Raw genomic sequence first — 17,187 nt, 5'->3', positions numbered from 1 at the left:
AGGTTTTTCAATGTCCGACGACAAGCCTGCCGAAGGCGCGATGCGGGTCGACGCCGAGCTGGTGCGCCACCTCGCCGAGCTGCTGAGCGAGAACGATCTCAGCGAGATCGAGGTCGAGGACGGCGACCGCCGCATCGTCGTCAAGCGCAAGCTCCAGATGGTGGCCGCGCCCGCCGTCCATGCCGTTCCGGCGCCGCTCGCCGCCGCCGCGCCGCCGCCGGCGTCGTCGGTGCCGGCCGCCGCGGCGCCCTCCGCCGCCGATCACCCCGGCGCGGTCAAGTCGCCGATGGTCGGCACCTGCTATCTGTCCGCCGAACCGGGCGCCAAACCGTTCGTGTCGGTCGGCTCGAAGGTCGGCGCGGGCGACACCTTGCTCATCGTCGAGGCGATGAAGGTGATGAATCCCATCACCGCGCCGCGGGCGGGCACCGTCACCCAGATCCTCGTCGACAATGGTCAGCCCGTCGAATTCGACCAGCCGCTGGTGATCATCGAATAATGACCATCTCCAAGGTCCTGATCGCCAATCGCGGCGAGATCGCGCTCCGCATCCACCGCGCCTGCCACGAAATGGGCATCAAGACGGTGGCGGTGCATTCCACCGCCGACGCCGATGCGATGCACGTCCGCCTCGCCGACGAAGCGGTGTGCATCGGCCCGCCGCCGGCCGCCGACTCCTATCTCAACATCCCGAACATCATTTCCGCCGCCGAGATTTCGCAGGCGGACGCGATCCACCCCGGCTACGGCTTCCTGTCGGAAAATGCCCGCTTCGCCGAGATCGTGGAGCTGCACAACATCATCTGGATCGGCCCCAAGCCGGAGCATATCCGCACGATGGGCGACAAGATCGAGGCGAAGCGCACCGCCGCCCGGCTCGGGCTGCCGCTGGTGCCGGGATCCGACGGCCCGGTCGAAAGCGTCGCGGAGGCGAAGGAGATCGCGGCCGCGGCCGGCTATCCGGTGATCATCAAGGCGGCGTCCGGCGGCGGCGGGCGCGGCATGAAGGTGGTGCAGGACGAAAGCCAGCTCGAAGCGCAGATGATCCAGGCCGGCCAGGAGGCGAAGGCCGCCTTCGGCGACGCCACCGTCTATATCGAGAAATATCTCGGCAATCCGCGCCACATCGAGTTCCAGGTGTTCGGCGACGGCAAGGGCAATGCCGTCCACCTGGGCGAGCGCGACTGTTCGCTGCAGCGCCGCCACCAGAAGGTGCTGGAAGAGGCCCCCTCCCCCGTCATCGCGCCCGAGGAGCGCGACCGGATGGGCGGCATCGTCGCCAAGGCGATGGCCGAGATGGGCTATCGCGGCGCCGGTACGATCGAGTTCCTCTACGAGGACGGCGAATTCTACTTCATCGAGATGAACACCCGGCTCCAGGTCGAGCATCCGGTGACCGAGATGATCACCGGCATGGACCTGGTGCGCGAGCAGATCCGCATCGCCGCCGGCGAGCCTTTGTCCTGCACCCAGGACCAGATCCAGTTCCACGGCCACGCGATCGAATGCCGGATCAATGCCGAGGATCCGCGCACCTTCGCCCCCTCGCCAGGCCTGGTCAAAGGCTTCCACGCGCCCGGCGGCATGCACGTCCGCGTCGATAGCGGCCTTTATGTCGGCTACAAGGTGCCGCCTTATTACGACAGCATGATCGCCAAGCTGATCGTCTACGGCACCACGCGCGAGCGCTGCATCATGCGCCTGAAGCGCGCGCTGGAGGAATTCGTGATCGAGGGGATGAAGACCACCATCCCGCTCCACCAGAAGCTGATCGAGGATCCCGAATTCCTCGTCGGCGACTACACCATCAAGTGGTTGGAGGAGTGGCTGGCGCGCGACGAGTAGAACGGCGGGCTTTCAGTTCCTCCCCTGCAAGGGGAGGGGGACCAGCCGAAGGCTGGTGGAGGGGTATCGGAGTCCGAGAATATCCTCCGCCGCCGACACCCCTCAGTCAGCCCTGCGGGCTGCCACCTCCCCTCGACGGGGAGGATTCCTGATCTCGTCCGCTCTGTGATCCCGATATCCCCTAGCCCGCGATCCGCTCCAGCAAAGCGACGCCGCGCGCCAGCGCCGCCTGCTCCTCCTCGCTCAGCGCCTCCAGCCGTTCGAGCAGCGCCCGCACCCGCCGCGCGCGGCCCTCTTCCAGCACGCGCCGCCCCTCCATGGTCGCCTCGATCCGGATGCTGCGCCGGTCGCCCGGCTTCGCGCCGCGCACGACGAGGCCGGCCGCCTCCAGCGCGTCGACGATCCGCGACATGGTGGGCGGCTTCACCTGCTCGGCGGCGGCGAGTTCGGCGAGCGACAGCGGCCCCGCGAACACCACCACCGACAGCGCCGACAGCCGCGGCGCGCTGAGCCCCGCCGCCGCATCCTCCCGCCGCAGCCCGCGCAGCAGGCGGATCGACGCGGAATGGAGGCGGGTGGCGAGCTCTTTTGACATCGAACGTTAGCTTTGCTAATTGTTGGCTCCGCTAATCCTAGCAGCGAAGGAGTCGATGCGCCATGCCGGTTCCGCCTTCCCACATCGCGCAGGTGGCGATCGCCGTTCGCGACGTCGCCCGCGCCGCCGCATTCTACCGGGACACGTTGGGCCTCACCCATCTGTTCGACGCGCCGCCGGGCCTCTCCTTCTTCCAGTGCGGCGAGACGCGGCTGATGCTGAGCCAGCCCGGAGGTCCGGAGACCGCCGGCAATTCGATCCTCTATTATGCGGTGCCGAGCGCGCGCGCGGCGCATGAGGACCTCAGCCGCGCCGGCGTCCCGTTCGAGGAAGGACCGCGCCGCATCGCCGAGGTCGGCGGCCGCGACGTCTGGCTGGCGGTGGCGCGCGACAGCGAGGGCAATCTGCTCGGGCTGATGAGCGAGGAAGCGCCGGAGCCCGCCGCCGCCTGACCGCGTCAGATGCCGCCGTGCCGCACCTCGCGGCCCGCCGCTTCCAGTCGCGCCGCGAGGTCGGCCAGGCAGGCGGCGAGACGCGCCGGATCGGGCGAGCGGATCACGAAATTGGCGCCGACTCGGCCGTCGCGGAAGAAGGGATAGGAACCGATCTGCGTCCCCGGATGCGCCTTCTCCGCGGCTTCCAGCAGCTCGGCCACCTCGCTCTCCGGCACCCAGCAGCCGAGCGTTTCCGACAGAAGGGGGCGCCCGCCCTCGATCCGCCCGCTGAGCCCTTCCAGCATCTGCGCGGCGATGTGCGGCACGCCGGCCAGGATGAAGATGTTGCCGAACCGGATGCCGGGGGCGCCGGAGATCGGATTGTCGATCAGGTCCGCGCCTTCGGGCACCCGCGCCATGCGGAGCCGCGCGTCGGTGAGGCCGCCGCGGGTCTCGTAATGGCGCTCCAGCATCGCCCGTGCCCCCGGATGGACGGTGACCGCGACGCCCAGCGCCGCCGCCACCGCGTCGACGGTGATGTCGTCATGGGTCGGGCCGATCCCGCCGGTGGTGAACAGATAGTCGTAATCGGCCCTGAGCGCGTTCACCGCGGCGACGATCCGCTCCATCACGTCCGGCACCACCCGCACCTCAGACAGGCGGATGCCCTGCAGGTTGAGCCAGGTCGCGATGGCGGCGACGTTCCTGTCCTGGGTGCGCCCCGACAGGATTTCGTCGCCGATCACCAGCAGGGCTGCGGTCCAGATCTTCTCCTCGGCCATGGCCCCGCCATAGCGCGGGGGTCGTCAAGCGGCCAGCCATCGCTTATATGGCCCCGATGACCACGCTCACCTCGATCGACCGCGACGACAGCGTCGTCGGCACCCATGCCGGCATCAAGCTCCACGGCCCCGAAGGGTTCGCCGGCATGCGCGCGGCGGGCCGCTGCGCCGCCGAGATACTGGACGCGCTGGTGCCGCACGTCGTGCCGGGCGTCACCACGCAGGAGCTGGACGACATCGTCTTCCGCGAGATGCGCGCCCGCGGCGCCATCCCCGCCACGCTCGGCTATCGCGGCTATACCAAGAGCTCGTGCACCTCGATCAACCATGTCGTCTGCCACGGCATTCCGGGCCCGAAGGTCCTGAAGACCGGCGACATCGTCAATATCGACGTGACGCCGATCCTCGACGGCTGGCACGGCGACACCAGCCGCATGTTCCTGGTCGGCGACGTGCCGCTGAAGGCCCGCCGCCTCGTCGACGTCACCTACGAATGCCTGATGCTCGGGCTCGAGCAGGCGAAGCCCGGCAACCGGCTCGGGGACATCAGCCACGCCATTCAGAGCCATGCCGAGAAGAACCGTTTTTCGGTGGTGCGCGATTTCTGCGGCCACGGCCTCGGGCGCAATTTCCACGACGCGCCGGAGGTGATCCATGCCGGCCGCCCCGGCACCGGCCCCGAACTGCGGCCGGGCATGTTCTTCACGGTCGAGCCGATGATCAACGCCGGCAAGGCGGCCTGCAAGGTGCTGGACGACGGCTGGACCGCGGTTACCCGCGACCGGTCGCTCTCCGCCCAGTTCGAACATTCGATCGGCATCACCGAAACGGGCTGCGAGATCTTCACCCGCAGCCCCGCCGGCTACGACCGCCCGCCCTACTGAGCGGACGGCCGCCGGCCGCTGTTCAGGCGAGGCTTTCGACGATCGTCACATTGGCGATGCCGCCGCCTTCGCACATCGTCTGCAGGCCCCAACGCTTGCCGCGGCGCTTCAGCGCGTGGGTGAGCGTCGCCATCAGCTTCGCGCCCGACGCGCCGAGCGGATGGCCGAGCGCGATCGCGCCGCCGTTGACGTTGAGCCGCTCCGGATCGGCGCCGATCTCGCGCAGCCAGGCGAGCGGCACCGGGGCGAACGCCTCGTTCACCTCGTAAAGATCGATGTCCTCGATCCGCAGCCCCGCCCGGTCCAGCGCGCGGCGGGTGGCGGGAATCGGCTCTTCCAGCATGATCACCGGGTCGCCGGCGGTGACGGTCAAATTGTGGATGCGCGCCAGCGGCGTCAGGCCATGCGCCTTCAGCGCCGCTTCGGACACGACCAGCACGCCCGACGCGCCGTCGCAGATCTGAGAGGCATTGGCCGCGCTGATCTTGCCGCCTTCCTTCAGCAGTTTCACCGAAGCGATGCCCTCCAGCGTCGCGTCGTGGCGGATGCCCTCGTCGCGGTCGTGGAGACGCTCCTCGCCGTCCTCGCCGCGCACCGGCAGCGCCACGATCTCGTCGGCGAAGGCGCCCTCCCCGGTCGCCCGGGCGGCGCGGCGATGGCTTTCCAGCGCGAAGGCGTCGAGCTCTTCCTTCCGGAACTGATATTTCTCGGCGATCATCTCGGCGCCGATGAACTGGCTGAACATCGGCACGCCGAACCGGTCCTGGATGCTCTTCGGGAACGGGCCGGTGCCGATGCCGTGCTGCATCGGCAGCGTGACGGGAAGGCCCATCGGCACGCGCGTCATCGATTCGACGCCGGCCGCGATCACCATGTCCTGGGTGCCGCTCATCACCGCCTGGGCGGCGAAGTGGATCGACTGCTGCGACGATCCGCACTGGCGGTCGATCGTCACCGCCGGCACCGATTGCGGCAGCCTGGACGCCAGCACCGCGTTGCGGCCGACATGGAAGGCCTGTTCGCCCGCCTGTCCGACGCAGCCCATCACCACGTCGTCGATCGCGGCGGGATCGATGCCGGTGCGATCGACCAGCGCGTTCAGCACCTGCGCGGCCATGTCGGCCGGATGCCAGTCCTTCAGCGCCCCGCCCTTCTTGCCACCGGCGGTACGAACGGCATCGACGATATAGGCTTGCGGCATCGGGGCTCCCTTTCCAGGTTCACGTTTACGTAAGTGTAACGCGGACCCGGGAGCCGGGCAAGCTCAGCGCGCCCGCTTGCGCCCGCCCTTGAACGGCTTGGGCTGGTAGCGCGGCGGCGGCGGGCCGCGCCGATTGCGCCGCGCTTCGGCGCGGGGGTTGCCCTCCACCGGCACGATCGCGATGTCGGCGCCCTCCTCGCTGCCCTCCGTCCGCTTTAGCGCGGCGGCGAAGCGGCCGGCGACGGCGCGCGGCACTTCGAACAGGGTGTCGGCGGCGTTGATCCGGATCGCGCCGACCTCGTTCTTGGTGATGTGGCCGCGGCGGCAGAGCAAAGGCAGGATCCAGCGCGGATCGGCATGGTCGCGGCGGCCCACGTCCATCCGGAACCAGACCGTGTCCTCGAAGCCCGTGCGCGGCCCCTGCGGCGCACGCGGGCCGGGACCGGGGCCGGCGTCGCTCAGTTCCTCGGGCGCCGGCAGCCTCTGCCGGTGCGCGCGGACCAGCGCCGCGGCGATGTCCTCGGCGCTCCTGTCCTCGAGCAGGCGGCGGGCGAGCTCCAGATCGGCCTCGTCCGCCTCGACCGGCTCGAGCAGGTTGGCGAGCAGCCGCTCGCGGTCCTTGCGGCGAATGTCCTCTGCGCTCGGCGGCTTCATCCATTCCGCCTCGATCCGCGCGCCGCGCAGCATCATCTCGACGCGCTTGCGGCGGGGATAGGGGACGATCAGCACCGCCGTGCCCTTCTTGCCGGCGCGGCCGGTGCGGCCGGACCGGTGCTGCAGCGTCTCCGCGTCGCGCGGCAGCTCGACATGGACGACCAGCGACAATGTCGGCAGGTCGATGCCGCGCGCGGCGACGTCGGTCGCGACGCACACCCGCGCGCGCCGGTCGCGCAGCGCCTGCAGCGCCTGGTTGCGTTCGTTCTGGCTGTGCTCGCCCGACAAGGCGACCGCGTCGAATCCGCGCTCGATCAGGCTGGCGTGCAGCCGGCGGACATTGTCGCGCGTGGCGCAGAACAGCATCGCCGATTCCGCCTCGTGGAAGCGGAGCAGGTTGACGACGGCATGTTCGATGTCGGCCGGCGCCACCGCCACCGCCTGGTAGGAAATGTCGCCATGGCCGCGATCCTCGCCCACCGTCGAGATGCGCAGCGCATCCTTCTGGTAGCGCTTGGCGAGGGCCACGATCGGCTTGGGCATGGTCGCGGAGAACAGCAACGTGCGCCGCCCTTCCGGCGTGGCGTCGAGTATCTCCTCCAGATCCTCGCGGAAGCCCATGTCGAGCATCTCGTCGGCTTCGTCGAGCACCGCGACCCGAAGCGCGGCCAGGTCCAGCGCGCCGCGCTCCAGATGGTCGCGCAGCCGCCCCGGCGTTCCGACGACGATATGCGCGCCCTGGGCGAGGTTGCGCCGCTCCTTGGAGGGATCCATGCCGCCGACGCAGGTCGCGATCCGCGCGCCCGCCTTGCCGTACAGCCAGATCAGCTCACGGCTCACCTGCAGCGCCAGCTCACGGGTCGGGGCGATGATGAGGGCGAGCGGCGCGCGCAGATAGGGCATGCCGCCGTTCGGCTCCAGCAGGTCCGGCGCCATGGCGAGGCCGAAGGCGACGGTCTTGCCGGACCCGGTCTGGGCCGAGACGACCAGGTCCCGCCCCGCCGCCTCCGCTTCGAGCACGGCCGCCTGGACCGGAGTGGGCGCGGCATAGCCGCGCGCTTCGAGCGCTTCGCGAAGAAGCGGGGGGAGATCTTGAAATGTCATATCCGCCCCAGATGGGGGTCCGGAGCGCGGAAGCAAGCGAAATCAGCCGGTCTTCACCGCCAGCGCGGCGAGCACGACCGCCAGCAGCAGCGCGAAAACCTGGATCGCGGGCCAGGGCATCCAGCCGGGCGCGTCGAGATCGCGGCGGCGCTGGCGCGCGCGGTCGGCCAGCGCCGCGACCAGCACCATCGCCGCCGACGCCCCCGCGCCCGCCCAAAGCCCAGCTTGCGTCATCGTTGCCCTTCCGTCATGAGCCGTCCGACAGCGCATGTAGGGAGACGATCATGATCCGCCAGAGCCTTGCCCTTCTGCTCGCCGCATCGGCGCCTTTCGCTTTGGCCGCCTGCGCCACCGCCGGCGCGCCGTCCGCCTTGTCCGCCGCGCAGCGCGGCGCGCTCGAGGCCGCCGTCGCCGCGCCCACCCGCACGCCCGCCAACACCCAGCGCGACCGCTACCGCAATCCGGTCGAGACCCTGTCCTTCTTCGGCGTCCGCCCGACCGACACGGTGGTGGAGATCTGGCCCGGCGCCGGCTGGTACACCGAAATCCTCGCGCCCTATCTCGCCCAGGGCGGCGGGACCTATTACGCCGCCGCCCCCAATGCCGGGCTCAACCGCGTCCGCGCGATGATGGAGGCCAATCCGCAGCTTTACGGCCGGGTGAACCTCGCCATCTTCCCGGCCTGGGAAGCCGGCGACTCCCGCGTTCCGGACGGATCGGCCGACGTCGTCCTCACCTTCCGCAACGTCCACAACTGGCGCATGGGCTCGCAGCGCGACGGCCAGGACTATGCGCCCGAGGCCTTCGCGCAGATCTTCCGGATGCTGAAGCCGGGCGGCGTGCTCGGCATCGTCGACCACCGCCTGCCCGAAAACGCCGATGCCGAGCGGGAGCGGACCAGCGGCTACATCAAGGTCTCGACCGTCCGCCGCCTGGCCGAGGAGGCCGGCTTCCGCTTCGCCGGCGCGTCCGAGATCAACGCCAACCCCCGCGACACCGCCGATTGGGCGCAGGGCGTGTGGACCCTCCCCCCCTCGCTCCGCCTCGGCGACCAGGACCGCGACCGCTACCTCGCCATCGGCGAAAGCGACCGCATGACCCTGAAATTCGTCAAGCCGAGATAAGCCCCCCCTCTCCCCCCGGGAGGAAGCAAGGCCCCCCTCTCCCCCCGGGAGAGGATACGAAGCCTTGGCGACGAAGGAGCCTAGGCGAAGTTGGTGAGGGTACCGGCGCCCGAAGATACCCCAACCGCCCGATCCCCTCACCCCAACCCTCTCCCCCTGGGAGAGGGGGGCAAGGCCAGCGCAGCCACATCCGCCCCTCTCCCCCCGGGAGAGGATACGCAGCCTTGGCGTAGCGAAGCGAAGCCTAGGCGAAGTTGGTGAGGGTACCGGCGCCGGAAGACACCCCCAACCGCCCGATCCCCTCACCCCAACCCTCTCCCCCTGGCAGAGGGGGCGAGGCCAACCTACCCCCCCAGCTTGTCGAGCTTCTTCTGGAGATCCGCCAGCTGCGCCTTCAACTCGGCCAGTTCCGCCTTGGTGTCCGGCTCCGGCTCCTTTCGGGCCGGTTTTGCCGCGGCTGCGAACATTTCCATGTTGCGGCGCGCGATCTCGGCGAACGGGCCGCCGGCCAGCGCGCCCATCGCGTCGCGGAACTGGCTCTGGTTGCGCTGGAACGCCTCCAGCGAGGCCTCCAGATATTGCGGCACCAGCGCCTGCGTCGACGCCCCGTACATAGAGATCAGCTGGCGCAGGAAGTTGACCGGCAGCATCGTCGCGCCGCGCGCCTCTTCCTCCATGATGATCTGGGTCAGGACGCCATGGGTGATGTCGTCGCCGCTCTTGGCGTCGACCACCTTGAACTCGCGTTTCTCGCGGACCATCGCGGCGAGATGCTCCAGCGTGATGTAGGTGGAGCTTTCGGTGTTATAGAGGCGGCGGTTCGCATATTTCTTGATGATGACCACATCGTCGCCTGATCCGGACGCCGCCATGAATGCTTCCCTCGATTTCGGTGGTTCCGCTTTAGCACCAAAGGTTTCCGCACCGCAACACAGGCCCCGGCCGCTGCCGCTGTTCCTGGCCATGCTGCGCAGCGAAACCGCGGCGAATCCCGAACGGATGCAGCGCGCCTTGGCGGGCCTGCGCCGCTACCAGGACTGGCCGCGCACGCCCGCCCCGCCGCCGATGCCGGCGGTCGCCGAGCGCCACGGCGCGGCGCTGCGCGATTATGGCGGGAGCGGGCCCGATCTCGTCTTCGTACCCTCGCTGATCAACCCGCCCACCGTGCTCGATCTCGGCGACCGCTCGCTGCTGCGCCTGCTGGCGCGGCGCGGCTTTCGCGTGCGGCTGCTCGACTGGGGCTGGCCGGAGGGGGAGCGGCGCGGGATGGACGTGACGGCGCATGTCGAGCGGATCCTGGTCCCCTTGCTCCGCGACCTCGGCGCGCCGCCGCTCCTGTGCGGCTATTGCCTCGGCGGCACGATGGCGATCGGCGCCGCGGCCCTGGTTCCGGCGCGGGCGGTGGTGACGATCGCGGCGCCCTGGCATTTCGGCGGCTTCCCGGACGAGTCCCGCGCCCGCCTCGCCGGGCTGTGGCGCGGCGCCCGCCCGGCCGCCGAGGCGCTCGGCCTGCTGCCGATGGAGGTGCTGCAAAGCGCCTTCTGGAGCCTCGACCCCGCCCGCACGGTCGCGAAGTTCGAAGCCTTCGCCGATGTGCCCGAGCCCGAGGCCGCCGCCTTCGTCGCGCTGGAGGACTGGGCCAATGACGGCCCGCCGCTCGCCGGCGCCGCCGCGCGCGAGCTGTTCGAGGACTTCTTCGCCGCCGACCGGACCGGCGCCGGCGGGTGGCTGGCCGATCCCGCCGCCTTGCCCTGCCCGCAGCTGCACATCGCCTCCACCACCGACCGGATCGTGCCCCACGCCACCGCGCCGCGGGCCGGCGAGCGCCGCGACCTCGCGCTCGGCCATGTCGGCATGGTGGTCGGCTCGCGCGCGCCCGAGGCGCTGTGGGAGCCGCTCGCCGGCTGGCTTTCACGCGCCGGTGCAAGCTGCTAGGAGCCGCTTCGCTCGGTCGCCTTCCGGGACGGGCGGACGCCTCGGCGCCGCGCCGGCGGGACGCCGTCAGGACATCGCACAGGAGTTTTCGAGATGACCGAAGTCGTGATCACCGCCGCCAAGCGCACGCCCGTCGGCAGCTTCCTCGGCGCCTTCGCCTCTGTGCCGGGTCACGAGCTCGGCCGCACCGCCATCGCCGCCGCCCTCGCCCAGGCGGACGTCGCGCCCGAGGAGGTGTCCGAAGTCATCCTCGGCCAGGTGCTGACCGCCGGCCAGGGCCAGAATCCCGCCCGCCAGGCCTCGATCGGCGCCGGCGTGCCGAAGGAAGTGCCCGCCTGGGGCGTCAACCAGGTCTGCGGGTCGGGCCTGCGCGCCGTCGCGCTGGCCTCGCAGGCGATCCTGACCGGCGACGCGCGCATCGTCGTCGCCGGCGGCCAGGAAAGCATGAGCCTGTCGATGCACGCCCAGCATCTGCGCGGCGGCACCAAGATGGGCAATCTGGCGCTCGTCGACACGATGATCGCCGACGGCCTGACCGACGCCTTCAACGCCTATCACATGGGCATCACGGCCGAAAATCTCGCCGAGCAATATCAGATCACCCGCGACGAGCAGGACGCCTTCGCCACCGCCTCCCAGAACAAGGCCTCGGCCGCCCGCGCGCAGGGCCGCTTCAGGGACGAGATCGCCCCGGTGACGGTGAAGGGCCGCAAGGGCGACACGATCGTCGAAGCCGACGAATATATCCGCGACAATGTCGAGCAGTCCGCGCTGGCGGGCCTGCGCCCCGCCTTCCGCAAGGACGGGACGGTCACCGCCGGCAACGCCTCCGGCATCAACGACGGCGCGGCCGCCCTGGTGGTGATGAGCCGCGAGGAGGCGGAGAAGCGCGGCGCGCCGATCCTCGCCCGGGTCGCGAGCTGGGCCTCGGCCGGCGTCGATCCGTCGATCATGGGCATCGGCCCGGTCCCGGCCACCCGCCGCGCGCTGGAAAAGGCCGGCTGGAGCGTCGGCGATCTCGACCTCATCGAAGCCAACGAGGCCTTCGCCGCCCAGGCGCTGGCGGTCGGCAAGGAGCTCGGCTGGGACGCCGACCGGGTAAACGTGAACGGCGGCGCCATCGCAATCGGCCATCCGATCGGCGCGTCCGGCGCCCGCGTCCTCACCACCCTCATCTACGAGATGCAGCGCCGCGACGCGCGCAAGGGGCTCGCCACCTTGTGCATCGGCGGCGGCATGGGCATCGCGCTCTGCCTGGAGCGCTGACCGGCCGTTCCCCAAAAAGAAAAGGCTGGATGAAGCTTGCCGCTTCATCCAGCCCGTCCCGTAGCCGTCAGGCCCTGAAGTTCAGGGGCTGACCGGCTTCTTGTCGTCGAACGGCCAGGTGTTGGTGAGGGCGAGGATCGCCAGCACCACCGCAACCGCCGCGATCACCGGCAGCACGATGCCGCCGCGACCGAAAGCTTCGCTTCCTTCGACCTGTTCGATGGACGGAGCCGCGGCCGCGGAGGGCACCGACTGCGCCTGAGCCATCACCGGCGCGACCGCCAGCGAGGCCGCCGCGAGAGCGGCAAGAGACTTATTGAACATTGACTTCTCCCTGACGCGCACGGGAGCCATTCGTTTCTGCCCCCGCACGAACTCCGCGTTAGCCGGAGGCTCGCGGCCCGATCAACCCCAAGATTGATGGGGAGCGAAATTATTCTCTACCGTTGCAGAAGTGTTACCCCGCGCCGCGCCTCCTCTGGCAGGAGGCAGGCTCCCCGGAAGCAGGCCGCGCCGGCTCATCCAGGGCGTGCGTCCAGATCTTGTACGCAACCACAAGGCCCTCTCAGCCGGTCGATCAAAGAACGATCTAGAGCGTGTCTTTGATGAATTCGTCATTGCGAGGAGCGAAGCGACGAAGCAATCCATGGGCCGGAGCCCTCAAAACCAAATAGAGTGCCCCCTCAGGCACGCGGCGGCTGGCGGCGGTAGCTCAAGGCTTCGGCGATGTGGACGCGCGCGACGGAGTCGCTGCCGGCGAGGTCGGCGATGGTGCGCGCGACCCGCAGGATGCGGTGATAGCCGCGTGCCGACAGCCGCATCGCCTCGGCCGCCTGGGCGAGCAGGCGCCGCCCCGGCTCGTCCGGCGTCGCGATCCCGTCGAGCAGCGCCCCGTCCGCTTCCGCATTGGTGCGGATGCCGGAGCCGTCGAACCGATCGGTCTGCACCTGCCGCGCCGCCTTGACCCGCGCGCCGACCTCGGCCGATCCCTCGGCCGGCGGCGGCAGGACCAGGTCGGCGGCCGAGACGCCGGCGACGTCGACGTGAAGGTCGATCCGGTCGAGCAGCGGCCCGGACACCTTCGCCTGATAATCGGCCGCGCAACGCGGCGCCCGGGCGCAGGCGAGCGCGGGGTCGCCGAGATGGCCGCAGCGGCACGGATTCATCGCCGCCACCAGCTGGACCCGCGCGGGAAAGGTGACATGGGCGTTGGCGCGGGCGACGCTCACCTGCCCCGTCTCCAGCGGCTGGCGCAGCGAATCGAGCACGCTGCGCTGGAATTCCGGAAGCTCGTCGAGGAACAGCACGCCGAGATGGGCGAGGCTCACTTCCCCCGGCCGGACCTTGAGGCCGCCGCCGACCAGCGCCGGCATCGACGCCGAATGGTGCGGCGCGCGATAGGGGCGGGTCCGGATCAGCCGCCCGTCCTTGAGCTCGCCCGCCACGCTCGCGATCATCGACACTTCCAGCGCCTCCGGCATTATGTAGCAAATGCACCAAGCCCCGTCTACCTTTGCCACCGTCTGCGATGGCATAAGGGGGCATGACTGATTACATGGTGACAGGCCTGGTCAAGAAACGGGCAGAGCTGGCAGGCGAGCTGGAACGGACACACGAACGTCTCCGCGAGCTGGTGCAGCAGCTAGAGCATCTGGACGCCACGTTGCGTCTGGTGGCGCCGGATGTGGAGGTGGAGGCGATACGGCCGAAAGCCTTCCGGCCACCGGATGATTGGAGCAAGCGCGGGCAGATGAGCCGCCTTGTGCTGTCGATCCTCCGCCAAGCCAAGGAACCCCTCACATCGCGCGAGATCGCCGCTCAGATGCTCCTAGAGCGGGCGCTGGACACATCGGATCAGCGGATGCTCCGGACCATGACAAAGCGCGTCAGCACGGCGCTACGGGACCAGCGCGAGAAAGGCCGGGTGGAGTCGGAGGACGGGCCGGGGACGTACCAACTGTGGAGCGTCAGCCGCTCAGAAGCGCCCACACGCTGCTTGCCAGCGCCGCAACGCTGAGGATCAGGATCAGGGCAAACTCGGCTTTCAAGCGCAGCGGTTCAGCTCTCCAAATCATCCGGAGGTGGCACTGTGTGCCACTTTGCGGCGATCTCCTCGCAGGCATCCTGAATGTTTTTTAGGCGCGTCACATAGTTCGCGCTGGGAGGAGTAACGGTTCCCTCGAACACATCATACGAGACGCATAGGCTCCGCTGAACCTCGCCATATTTTTGCAGGTGTTTCTGAGCAAACTGCCAAACCAATATGGCGGCTGTTCGGGCCTGCTCAGTTCGGACCTTGGTAGACTTCTCCCCCTTGGCGATCATAGCCACCATTGCTCCCACCTGATCTCCTTGGTGAAGGATAACGTCTGGCGTTACCTTCACCCGCAAATCGGCAATAATCAGCGGAGGAACGGAGCCTGGTACTGGCTTACAGGTGACTTTGGACAACACCGTTTGTCCAGAGGACGCCGCGTAGCGATCTAGGGCGAGGATGGAGGACTCAATATCATCCTTAGCCCAGCTGCTGTTTCCGGGCTTACCGAGGCGTTCTATCAGGCTTTCGCGTTCTGCGGCGACCTTGGTGGGGCTTCGCGTACCATCGCACAGGCACCCTATGATGGCTTCCCGCGCAAGCCGGTAACGAGCCACAACGGCGGTGGATTGCCACCGTGCCGACTGAACAATTCGCTTGCGCGCCGAAGGCCCCGCGAGTAGGTACTGCGCGAGCTGGTTCGCCGAGACTTGCGGATGGGCGGCCTCTCTGTATTTGGGTTTGGAGGTCGGCATGGAAGACCTATTCCTTTCGGCCGAAATAGGGGAATCGAGGATGCTATGCATATCCTCTATTTCCCACAAAACCTATAGGGATAGTGTCGGGTCGGGTTTGGGCGGCGACCGGGGCTATTTCATTTTCGAAACAGATGAGAGCTGCCCTGATGCTGGCATCAGCGTCCTCGGGAAAGCGGCTTCCTACGAGGCGGCGATGCGGCTTTTCGATTTTTTTACTCGTTCCGCTAAGGGGCCGGTTGCCGCTTAGACGGCCCGCTGCCAGTACCCGGTCCAGCTCCGGCTCTGACGGGAAGCCATAGCCGCACCCGCCACCAGCGCCGCCTGAGTGCCATTTGCCACCCGGCGGTGATCCTCGCGCCATGCGGCCTCACCAGCATAGGCATTGAGGTACGGACCCGCGATGTGGTGGTGCGTCCCGATCTCCATGCGGCGGAGGCGAGAGAAGTAGCTTTCCGCCTGATTGGTGCACACACCCTCATCCATGAACGCGATGGAGTGATTGACCCGCTTCGTGTCCCAACCGGCGTGGAGCGCGTCCCAGCCCGTGCCTTCGTCGGCATGGATGGTGGCGAGGGTGCCGACGTGATCGCGCACGAACGGAACCGCATCGCCTTCGTTGGCAACGACGAAGGGAAGAGAGCGGCCGTCGCGCTCGCGCATGATGACAACGCACTGACGCTTGCCCGAGCGATTGGCGACCAGGCGGCGGTCCTTGCGGTCCTCTTTCCGGTTCTCCGGCTTCACGTAGCCGCCGAAGTACGCGCCGTCGATCTCGACAACCCCATTGAGCTGACGGCCGGCGTTCTCGCGCGCCATGGCTTCCCGCAGCTTGTGCGTCAGCACGAAGGCGGTCTTGTACTGAACGTCCAGGTCGCGGCTCAGTTGGAGCGCGGCGATGCCCTTGGCGCCGTTCACGAAGATCACGATCGCGGCGAGGAGATCCACGAAGCTGAGCTTCCGGCTCGCGAAGATGGTCCCGCTGGTGACGCTGAACTGGTGGTGGCAGGCAACGCACTTGAACCGGCGGCGGGTGGCAATGTCGTAGGTTTCGACACAGCCGCAGCGCGGGCACACGGCTTCCCCGTTCGTCTCGGGCCACCGCAGTAGCCGGAACGTCTCGTAAGCCTTGTCATCGCCCATCTGGAAAACAGCCTTCAGGCTGAGAGTGCGGGCGGCGGCGGAGAGGAGAAAGTGTTGCATTGCCATCGTTTCCGTTGCTTATGCATCGGATATAATGGCATCATGCACCCTATACAAGCACATTCGCATCGCATATGATGGCATTTGCGACGAATGGAGAGCTTACATGGCGGACAATGCGGAGTGGGAAGCGAAGGTGAAGGGGCTGCTGAAGGCGGAGCTGAAGCGGCGGAACGTCACCTACGCCCAGCTAGTGGAGAAGTTGGCTGCGATCGGGGTGGTGGACTCTGAGCCGAATATCAGGAACAAGCTTGCGCGGGGCAAATTCACAGCGGTGTTCCTGGTCCAATGCTTAGAGGCAGTAGGTGCATCGTCATTGCGCTTGCAGGATTAGCTCTATGCTATCCAATAGAACATGCTGCCTACGGCCAGCCCGGCGCCACTGAACGCAACGAGAGTGCCGAGCAAGGCATTCCACCAAGCTCTCTTTTGGCCATCGAGAACAGCATCGACCGCCTCACCCGTGCGATAGAAGCCGGCCACACAGAGGCACAGACCGAGACCGGCCAAACCCAGAGTGAGCGCGACCTTGCCGCTCAAGAGGGCATGTGGTTGTGGGCGAAGGTCGCTGCCGCTGTTGCCGCTTTGATGGCCCTTCTCACCTTTATAGGCATCATCCTGATTTGGAGGACTTTGGAGCATACGCGCCGCGCCGCTGATTATGCCGGAGACATGGCGGACCAAGCTCGCCTTGCCACCGAAGCAGCGATCGCCGCTAGTGATGCGGGGAGAGAGGCAAATTCCATCGCCCTTCAAGGCCAGAAAGTTCAGCTTCGCGCCTACGTAGATATCGCTAGCGCCGACATAGCGGTTGAGGATGAAGGCGAGGACGGCGGCTTCCGCACCGTGATTGGTCTTAAGATCAAAAATTTTGGAGCGAGTCCGGCCTTGGGGATGCAGTGGAGCATCAGCGGGGCCTATTTCCCGTACCCGCTCACCGTTGATCTTCAAAAGCATCCCCAGCTGGGGCTCGGGGGAAGCGGGGATATGCCTCCCACTGGGGAAGCCGATCAGGTGCTTGATTTCACCTTGGCGAAATCCGCTTTGGAAAATGTGTTGGCTGGGGAGTACGCCCTCTATTGCTACGGACACATCACGTATCGTGACATTTTCGGCGAGGAGTATGATGTTCCCTATTGTCTCTTTGCGATGGGAAATGACATCCCCACCAACCGCATGCGGCAATACATTGAGCCCGCCAAACAGCAGGATCGCGCCTAACCACCCGCTAATCACGCGCGGCTCGCGCCGCTAGGCCTCGTGGACAAAGGGTAGCCAGAGTTTGACGGAGGCGATGGTGACGAAGCCCAGATATGACTCTCGCGTCTTGTCGTAGCGGGTGGCAATGCGCCGCCAGTTCTTGAGTTTGT

The 17,187-nt window shown here is 67.9% G+C and carries 19 protein-coding genes and 1 pseudogene; 10 read left to right on the top strand and 10 right to left on the bottom strand.

Annotated features, from left to right (window positions below):
* Window positions 1-10: 10 nt before the first annotated feature.
* Both accB and accC read left to right on the top strand, forming a co-directional pair.
* Window positions 11-499, top strand: a complete 489-nt coding sequence (gene accB, locus ACK4K7_RS10560; RefSeq protein ID WP_431865843.1) for an acetyl-CoA carboxylase biotin carboxyl carrier protein — start codon at window positions 11-13, stop codon at window positions 497-499.
* Complete coding sequence (gene accC, locus ACK4K7_RS10555; protein ID WP_431865841.1) at window positions 499-1,845, top strand: acetyl-CoA carboxylase biotin carboxylase subunit; 1,347 nt, start codon at window positions 499-501, stop codon at window positions 1,843-1,845. The genes accB and accC overlap by 1 nt, the downstream gene beginning before the upstream one ends.
* 181 nt (window positions 1,846-2,026) lie before the next feature.
* Here the strand turns inward: accC and ACK4K7_RS10550 are convergent, their stop codons facing one another.
* On the bottom strand, window positions 2,027-2,440 hold the full coding sequence (locus tag ACK4K7_RS10550) for a MarR family winged helix-turn-helix transcriptional regulator (protein WP_431865839.1): 414 nt from the start codon (window positions 2,438-2,440) through the stop codon (window positions 2,027-2,029).
* A 62-nt stretch (window positions 2,441-2,502) separates the two neighbouring features.
* Between ACK4K7_RS10550 and ACK4K7_RS10545 the strand changes: the two genes are divergently transcribed.
* On the top strand, window positions 2,503-2,892 hold the full coding sequence (locus ACK4K7_RS10545; RefSeq protein ID WP_431865837.1) for a VOC family protein: 390 nt from the start codon (window positions 2,503-2,505) through the stop codon (window positions 2,890-2,892).
* Between the two features lie 5 nt (window positions 2,893-2,897).
* Here the strand turns inward: ACK4K7_RS10545 and ACK4K7_RS10540 are convergent, their stop codons facing one another.
* On the bottom strand, window positions 2,898-3,656 hold the full coding sequence (locus ACK4K7_RS10540) for a competence/damage-inducible protein A (protein ID WP_431865835.1): 759 nt from the start codon (window positions 3,654-3,656) through the stop codon (window positions 2,898-2,900).
* A 56-nt stretch (window positions 3,657-3,712) separates the two neighbouring features.
* Between ACK4K7_RS10540 and map the strand changes: the two genes are divergently transcribed.
* Entirely contained in the window at window positions 3,713-4,540 is an 828-nt protein-coding gene (gene map / locus ACK4K7_RS10535; protein WP_431865834.1) for a type I methionyl aminopeptidase, read from the top strand.
* A 22-nt stretch (window positions 4,541-4,562) separates the two neighbouring features.
* Here the strand turns inward: map and ACK4K7_RS10530 are convergent, their stop codons facing one another.
* The 3 genes from ACK4K7_RS10530 to ACK4K7_RS10520 form a co-directional block, all read right to left on the bottom strand.
* A complete protein-coding gene (locus ACK4K7_RS10530; RefSeq protein WP_431865833.1) occupies window positions 4,563-5,741 on the bottom strand; it encodes an acetyl-CoA C-acetyltransferase in 1,179 nt (392 codons plus the stop codon).
* Between the two features lie 63 nt (window positions 5,742-5,804).
* Window positions 5,805-7,499: a DEAD/DEAH box helicase gene (locus ACK4K7_RS10525; protein ID WP_431865832.1), complete on the bottom strand. Its 1,695-nt coding sequence runs from the start codon at window positions 7,497-7,499 to the stop codon at window positions 5,805-5,807.
* 42 nt (window positions 7,500-7,541) lie between these two features.
* Window positions 7,542-7,733 carry a hypothetical protein gene (locus ACK4K7_RS10520; protein ID WP_431865830.1) on the bottom strand — a complete coding sequence of 64 codons (192 nt, stop codon included), beginning with the start codon at window positions 7,731-7,733 and terminating at the stop codon, window positions 7,542-7,544.
* 50 nt (window positions 7,734-7,783) lie between these two features.
* On the opposite strand from ACK4K7_RS10520, the gene ACK4K7_RS10515 reads away from it, so the two are divergent.
* The gene (locus tag ACK4K7_RS10515) at window positions 7,784-8,623 is read left to right on the top strand and encodes a class I SAM-dependent methyltransferase (protein ID WP_431865828.1); all 840 of its coding nucleotides are present in this window, start codon (window positions 7,784-7,786) and stop codon (window positions 8,621-8,623) included.
* A 344-nt stretch (window positions 8,624-8,967) separates the two neighbouring features.
* Here ACK4K7_RS10515 and phaR read toward each other — a convergent pair whose 3' ends face one another.
* Window positions 8,968-9,495 carry a polyhydroxyalkanoate synthesis repressor PhaR gene (phaR, locus tag ACK4K7_RS10510; RefSeq protein WP_431865826.1) on the bottom strand — a complete coding sequence of 176 codons (528 nt, stop codon included), beginning with the start codon at window positions 9,493-9,495 and terminating at the stop codon, window positions 8,968-8,970.
* 91 nt (window positions 9,496-9,586) lie between these two features.
* On the opposite strand from phaR, the gene ACK4K7_RS10505 reads away from it, so the two are divergent.
* Window positions 9,587-10,558, top strand: a complete 972-nt coding sequence (locus ACK4K7_RS10505) for an alpha/beta fold hydrolase (RefSeq protein ID WP_431865825.1) — start codon at window positions 9,587-9,589, stop codon at window positions 10,556-10,558.
* Window positions 10,559-10,651: 93 nt separating this feature from the next.
* On the top strand, window positions 10,652-11,824 hold the full coding sequence (locus tag ACK4K7_RS10500; RefSeq protein ID WP_431865824.1) for an acetyl-CoA C-acetyltransferase: 1,173 nt from the start codon (window positions 10,652-10,654) through the stop codon (window positions 11,822-11,824).
* Between the two features lie 81 nt (window positions 11,825-11,905).
* Here ACK4K7_RS10500 and ACK4K7_RS10495 read toward each other — a convergent pair whose 3' ends face one another.
* Window positions 11,906-12,148 carry a hypothetical protein gene (locus tag ACK4K7_RS10495; protein ID WP_431865822.1) on the bottom strand — a complete coding sequence of 81 codons (243 nt, stop codon included), beginning with the start codon at window positions 12,146-12,148 and terminating at the stop codon, window positions 11,906-11,908.
* A 359-nt stretch (window positions 12,149-12,507) separates the two neighbouring features.
* Window positions 12,508-13,302, bottom strand: a pseudogene (locus ACK4K7_RS10490) (YifB family Mg chelatase-like AAA ATPase); the annotation flags it as partial.
* Window positions 13,303-13,367: 65 nt separating this feature from the next.
* On the opposite strand from ACK4K7_RS10490, the gene ACK4K7_RS10485 reads away from it, so the two are divergent.
* On the top strand, window positions 13,368-13,841 hold the full coding sequence (locus ACK4K7_RS10485) for a hypothetical protein (RefSeq protein ID WP_431865820.1): 474 nt from the start codon (window positions 13,368-13,370) through the stop codon (window positions 13,839-13,841).
* Between the two features lie 41 nt (window positions 13,842-13,882).
* On the opposite strand, the gene ACK4K7_RS10480 is transcribed toward ACK4K7_RS10485, so the two are convergent.
* Window positions 13,883-14,614, bottom strand: a complete 732-nt coding sequence (locus ACK4K7_RS10480; protein WP_431865818.1) for a hypothetical protein — start codon at window positions 14,612-14,614, stop codon at window positions 13,883-13,885.
* Between the two features lie 246 nt (window positions 14,615-14,860).
* Window positions 14,861-15,817: an IS1595 family transposase gene (locus tag ACK4K7_RS10475; protein WP_431866047.1), complete on the bottom strand. Its 957-nt coding sequence runs from the start codon at window positions 15,815-15,817 to the stop codon at window positions 14,861-14,863.
* A 106-nt stretch (window positions 15,818-15,923) separates the two neighbouring features.
* Here ACK4K7_RS10475 and ACK4K7_RS10470 point away from each other — a divergent pair, with 106 nt between their 5' ends.
* Both ACK4K7_RS10470 and ACK4K7_RS10465 read left to right on the top strand, forming a co-directional pair.
* On the top strand, window positions 15,924-16,151 hold the full coding sequence (locus ACK4K7_RS10470) for a DUF6471 domain-containing protein (RefSeq protein ID WP_431865817.1): 228 nt from the start codon (window positions 15,924-15,926) through the stop codon (window positions 16,149-16,151).
* Between the two features lie 95 nt (window positions 16,152-16,246).
* Window positions 16,247-17,038 (top strand): hypothetical protein, encoded by a 792-nt coding sequence (locus tag ACK4K7_RS10465; protein ID WP_431865816.1) that lies wholly within the window; start codon window positions 16,247-16,249, stop codon window positions 17,036-17,038.
* Window positions 17,039-17,187 lie beyond the last annotated feature (149 nt).

It is taken from the genome of Allosphingosinicella sp., from assembly GCF_046295735.1.
Lineage (GTDB): Bacteria > Pseudomonadota > Alphaproteobacteria > Sphingomonadales > Sphingomonadaceae > Allosphingosinicella.
This window is presented reverse-complemented; position numbering and strand designations above follow the sequence as displayed.

What these genes read in the sequence shown, in the direction of transcription:
- ACK4K7_RS10480 (WP_431865818.1), bottom strand. Translation starts at nt 14,614, where the DNA reads ATGCCGACCTCCAAACCCAAATACAGAGAGGCCGCCCATCCGCAAGTC.
- accB (WP_431865843.1), top strand. Translation starts at nt 11, where the DNA reads ATGTCCGACGACAAGCCTGCCGAAGGCGCGATGCGGGTCGACGCCGAG.
- ACK4K7_RS10550 (WP_431865839.1), bottom strand. Translation starts at nt 2,440, where the DNA reads ATGTCAAAAGAGCTCGCCACCCGCCTCCATTCCGCGTCGATCCGCCTG.
- phaR (WP_431865826.1), bottom strand. Translation starts at nt 9,495, where the DNA reads ATGGCGGCGTCCGGATCAGGCGACGATGTGGTCATCATCAAGAAATAT.
- accC (WP_431865841.1), top strand. Translation starts at nt 499, where the DNA reads ATGACCATCTCCAAGGTCCTGATCGCCAATCGCGGCGAGATCGCGCTC.
- ACK4K7_RS10530 (WP_431865833.1), bottom strand. Translation starts at nt 5,741, where the DNA reads ATGCCGCAAGCCTATATCGTCGATGCCGTTCGTACCGCCGGTGGCAAG.
- ACK4K7_RS10520 (WP_431865830.1), bottom strand. Translation starts at nt 7,733, where the DNA reads ATGACGCAAGCTGGGCTTTGGGCGGGCGCGGGGGCGTCGGCGGCGATG.
- ACK4K7_RS10515 (WP_431865828.1), top strand. Translation starts at nt 7,784, where the DNA reads ATGATCCGCCAGAGCCTTGCCCTTCTGCTCGCCGCATCGGCGCCTTTC.
- ACK4K7_RS10475 (WP_431866047.1), bottom strand. Translation starts at nt 15,817, where the DNA reads ATGCAACACTTTCTCCTCTCCGCCGCCGCCCGCACTCTCAGCCTGAAG.
- ACK4K7_RS10470 (WP_431865817.1), top strand. Translation starts at nt 15,924, where the DNA reads ATGGCGGACAATGCGGAGTGGGAAGCGAAGGTGAAGGGGCTGCTGAAG.
- map (WP_431865834.1), top strand. Translation starts at nt 3,713, where the DNA reads ATGACCACGCTCACCTCGATCGACCGCGACGACAGCGTCGTCGGCACC.
- ACK4K7_RS10485 (WP_431865820.1), top strand. Translation starts at nt 13,368, where the DNA reads ATGACTGATTACATGGTGACAGGCCTGGTCAAGAAACGGGCAGAGCTG.
- ACK4K7_RS10545 (WP_431865837.1), top strand. Translation starts at nt 2,503, where the DNA reads ATGCCGGTTCCGCCTTCCCACATCGCGCAGGTGGCGATCGCCGTTCGC.
- ACK4K7_RS10505 (WP_431865825.1), top strand. Translation starts at nt 9,587, where the DNA reads ATGCTGCGCAGCGAAACCGCGGCGAATCCCGAACGGATGCAGCGCGCC.
- ACK4K7_RS10540 (WP_431865835.1), bottom strand. Translation starts at nt 3,656, where the DNA reads ATGGCCGAGGAGAAGATCTGGACCGCAGCCCTGCTGGTGATCGGCGAC.
- ACK4K7_RS10500 (WP_431865824.1), top strand. Translation starts at nt 10,652, where the DNA reads ATGACCGAAGTCGTGATCACCGCCGCCAAGCGCACGCCCGTCGGCAGC.
- ACK4K7_RS10495 (WP_431865822.1), bottom strand. Translation starts at nt 12,148, where the DNA reads ATGTTCAATAAGTCTCTTGCCGCTCTCGCGGCGGCCTCGCTGGCGGTC.
- ACK4K7_RS10525 (WP_431865832.1), bottom strand. Translation starts at nt 7,499, where the DNA reads ATGACATTTCAAGATCTCCCCCCGCTTCTTCGCGAAGCGCTCGAAGCG.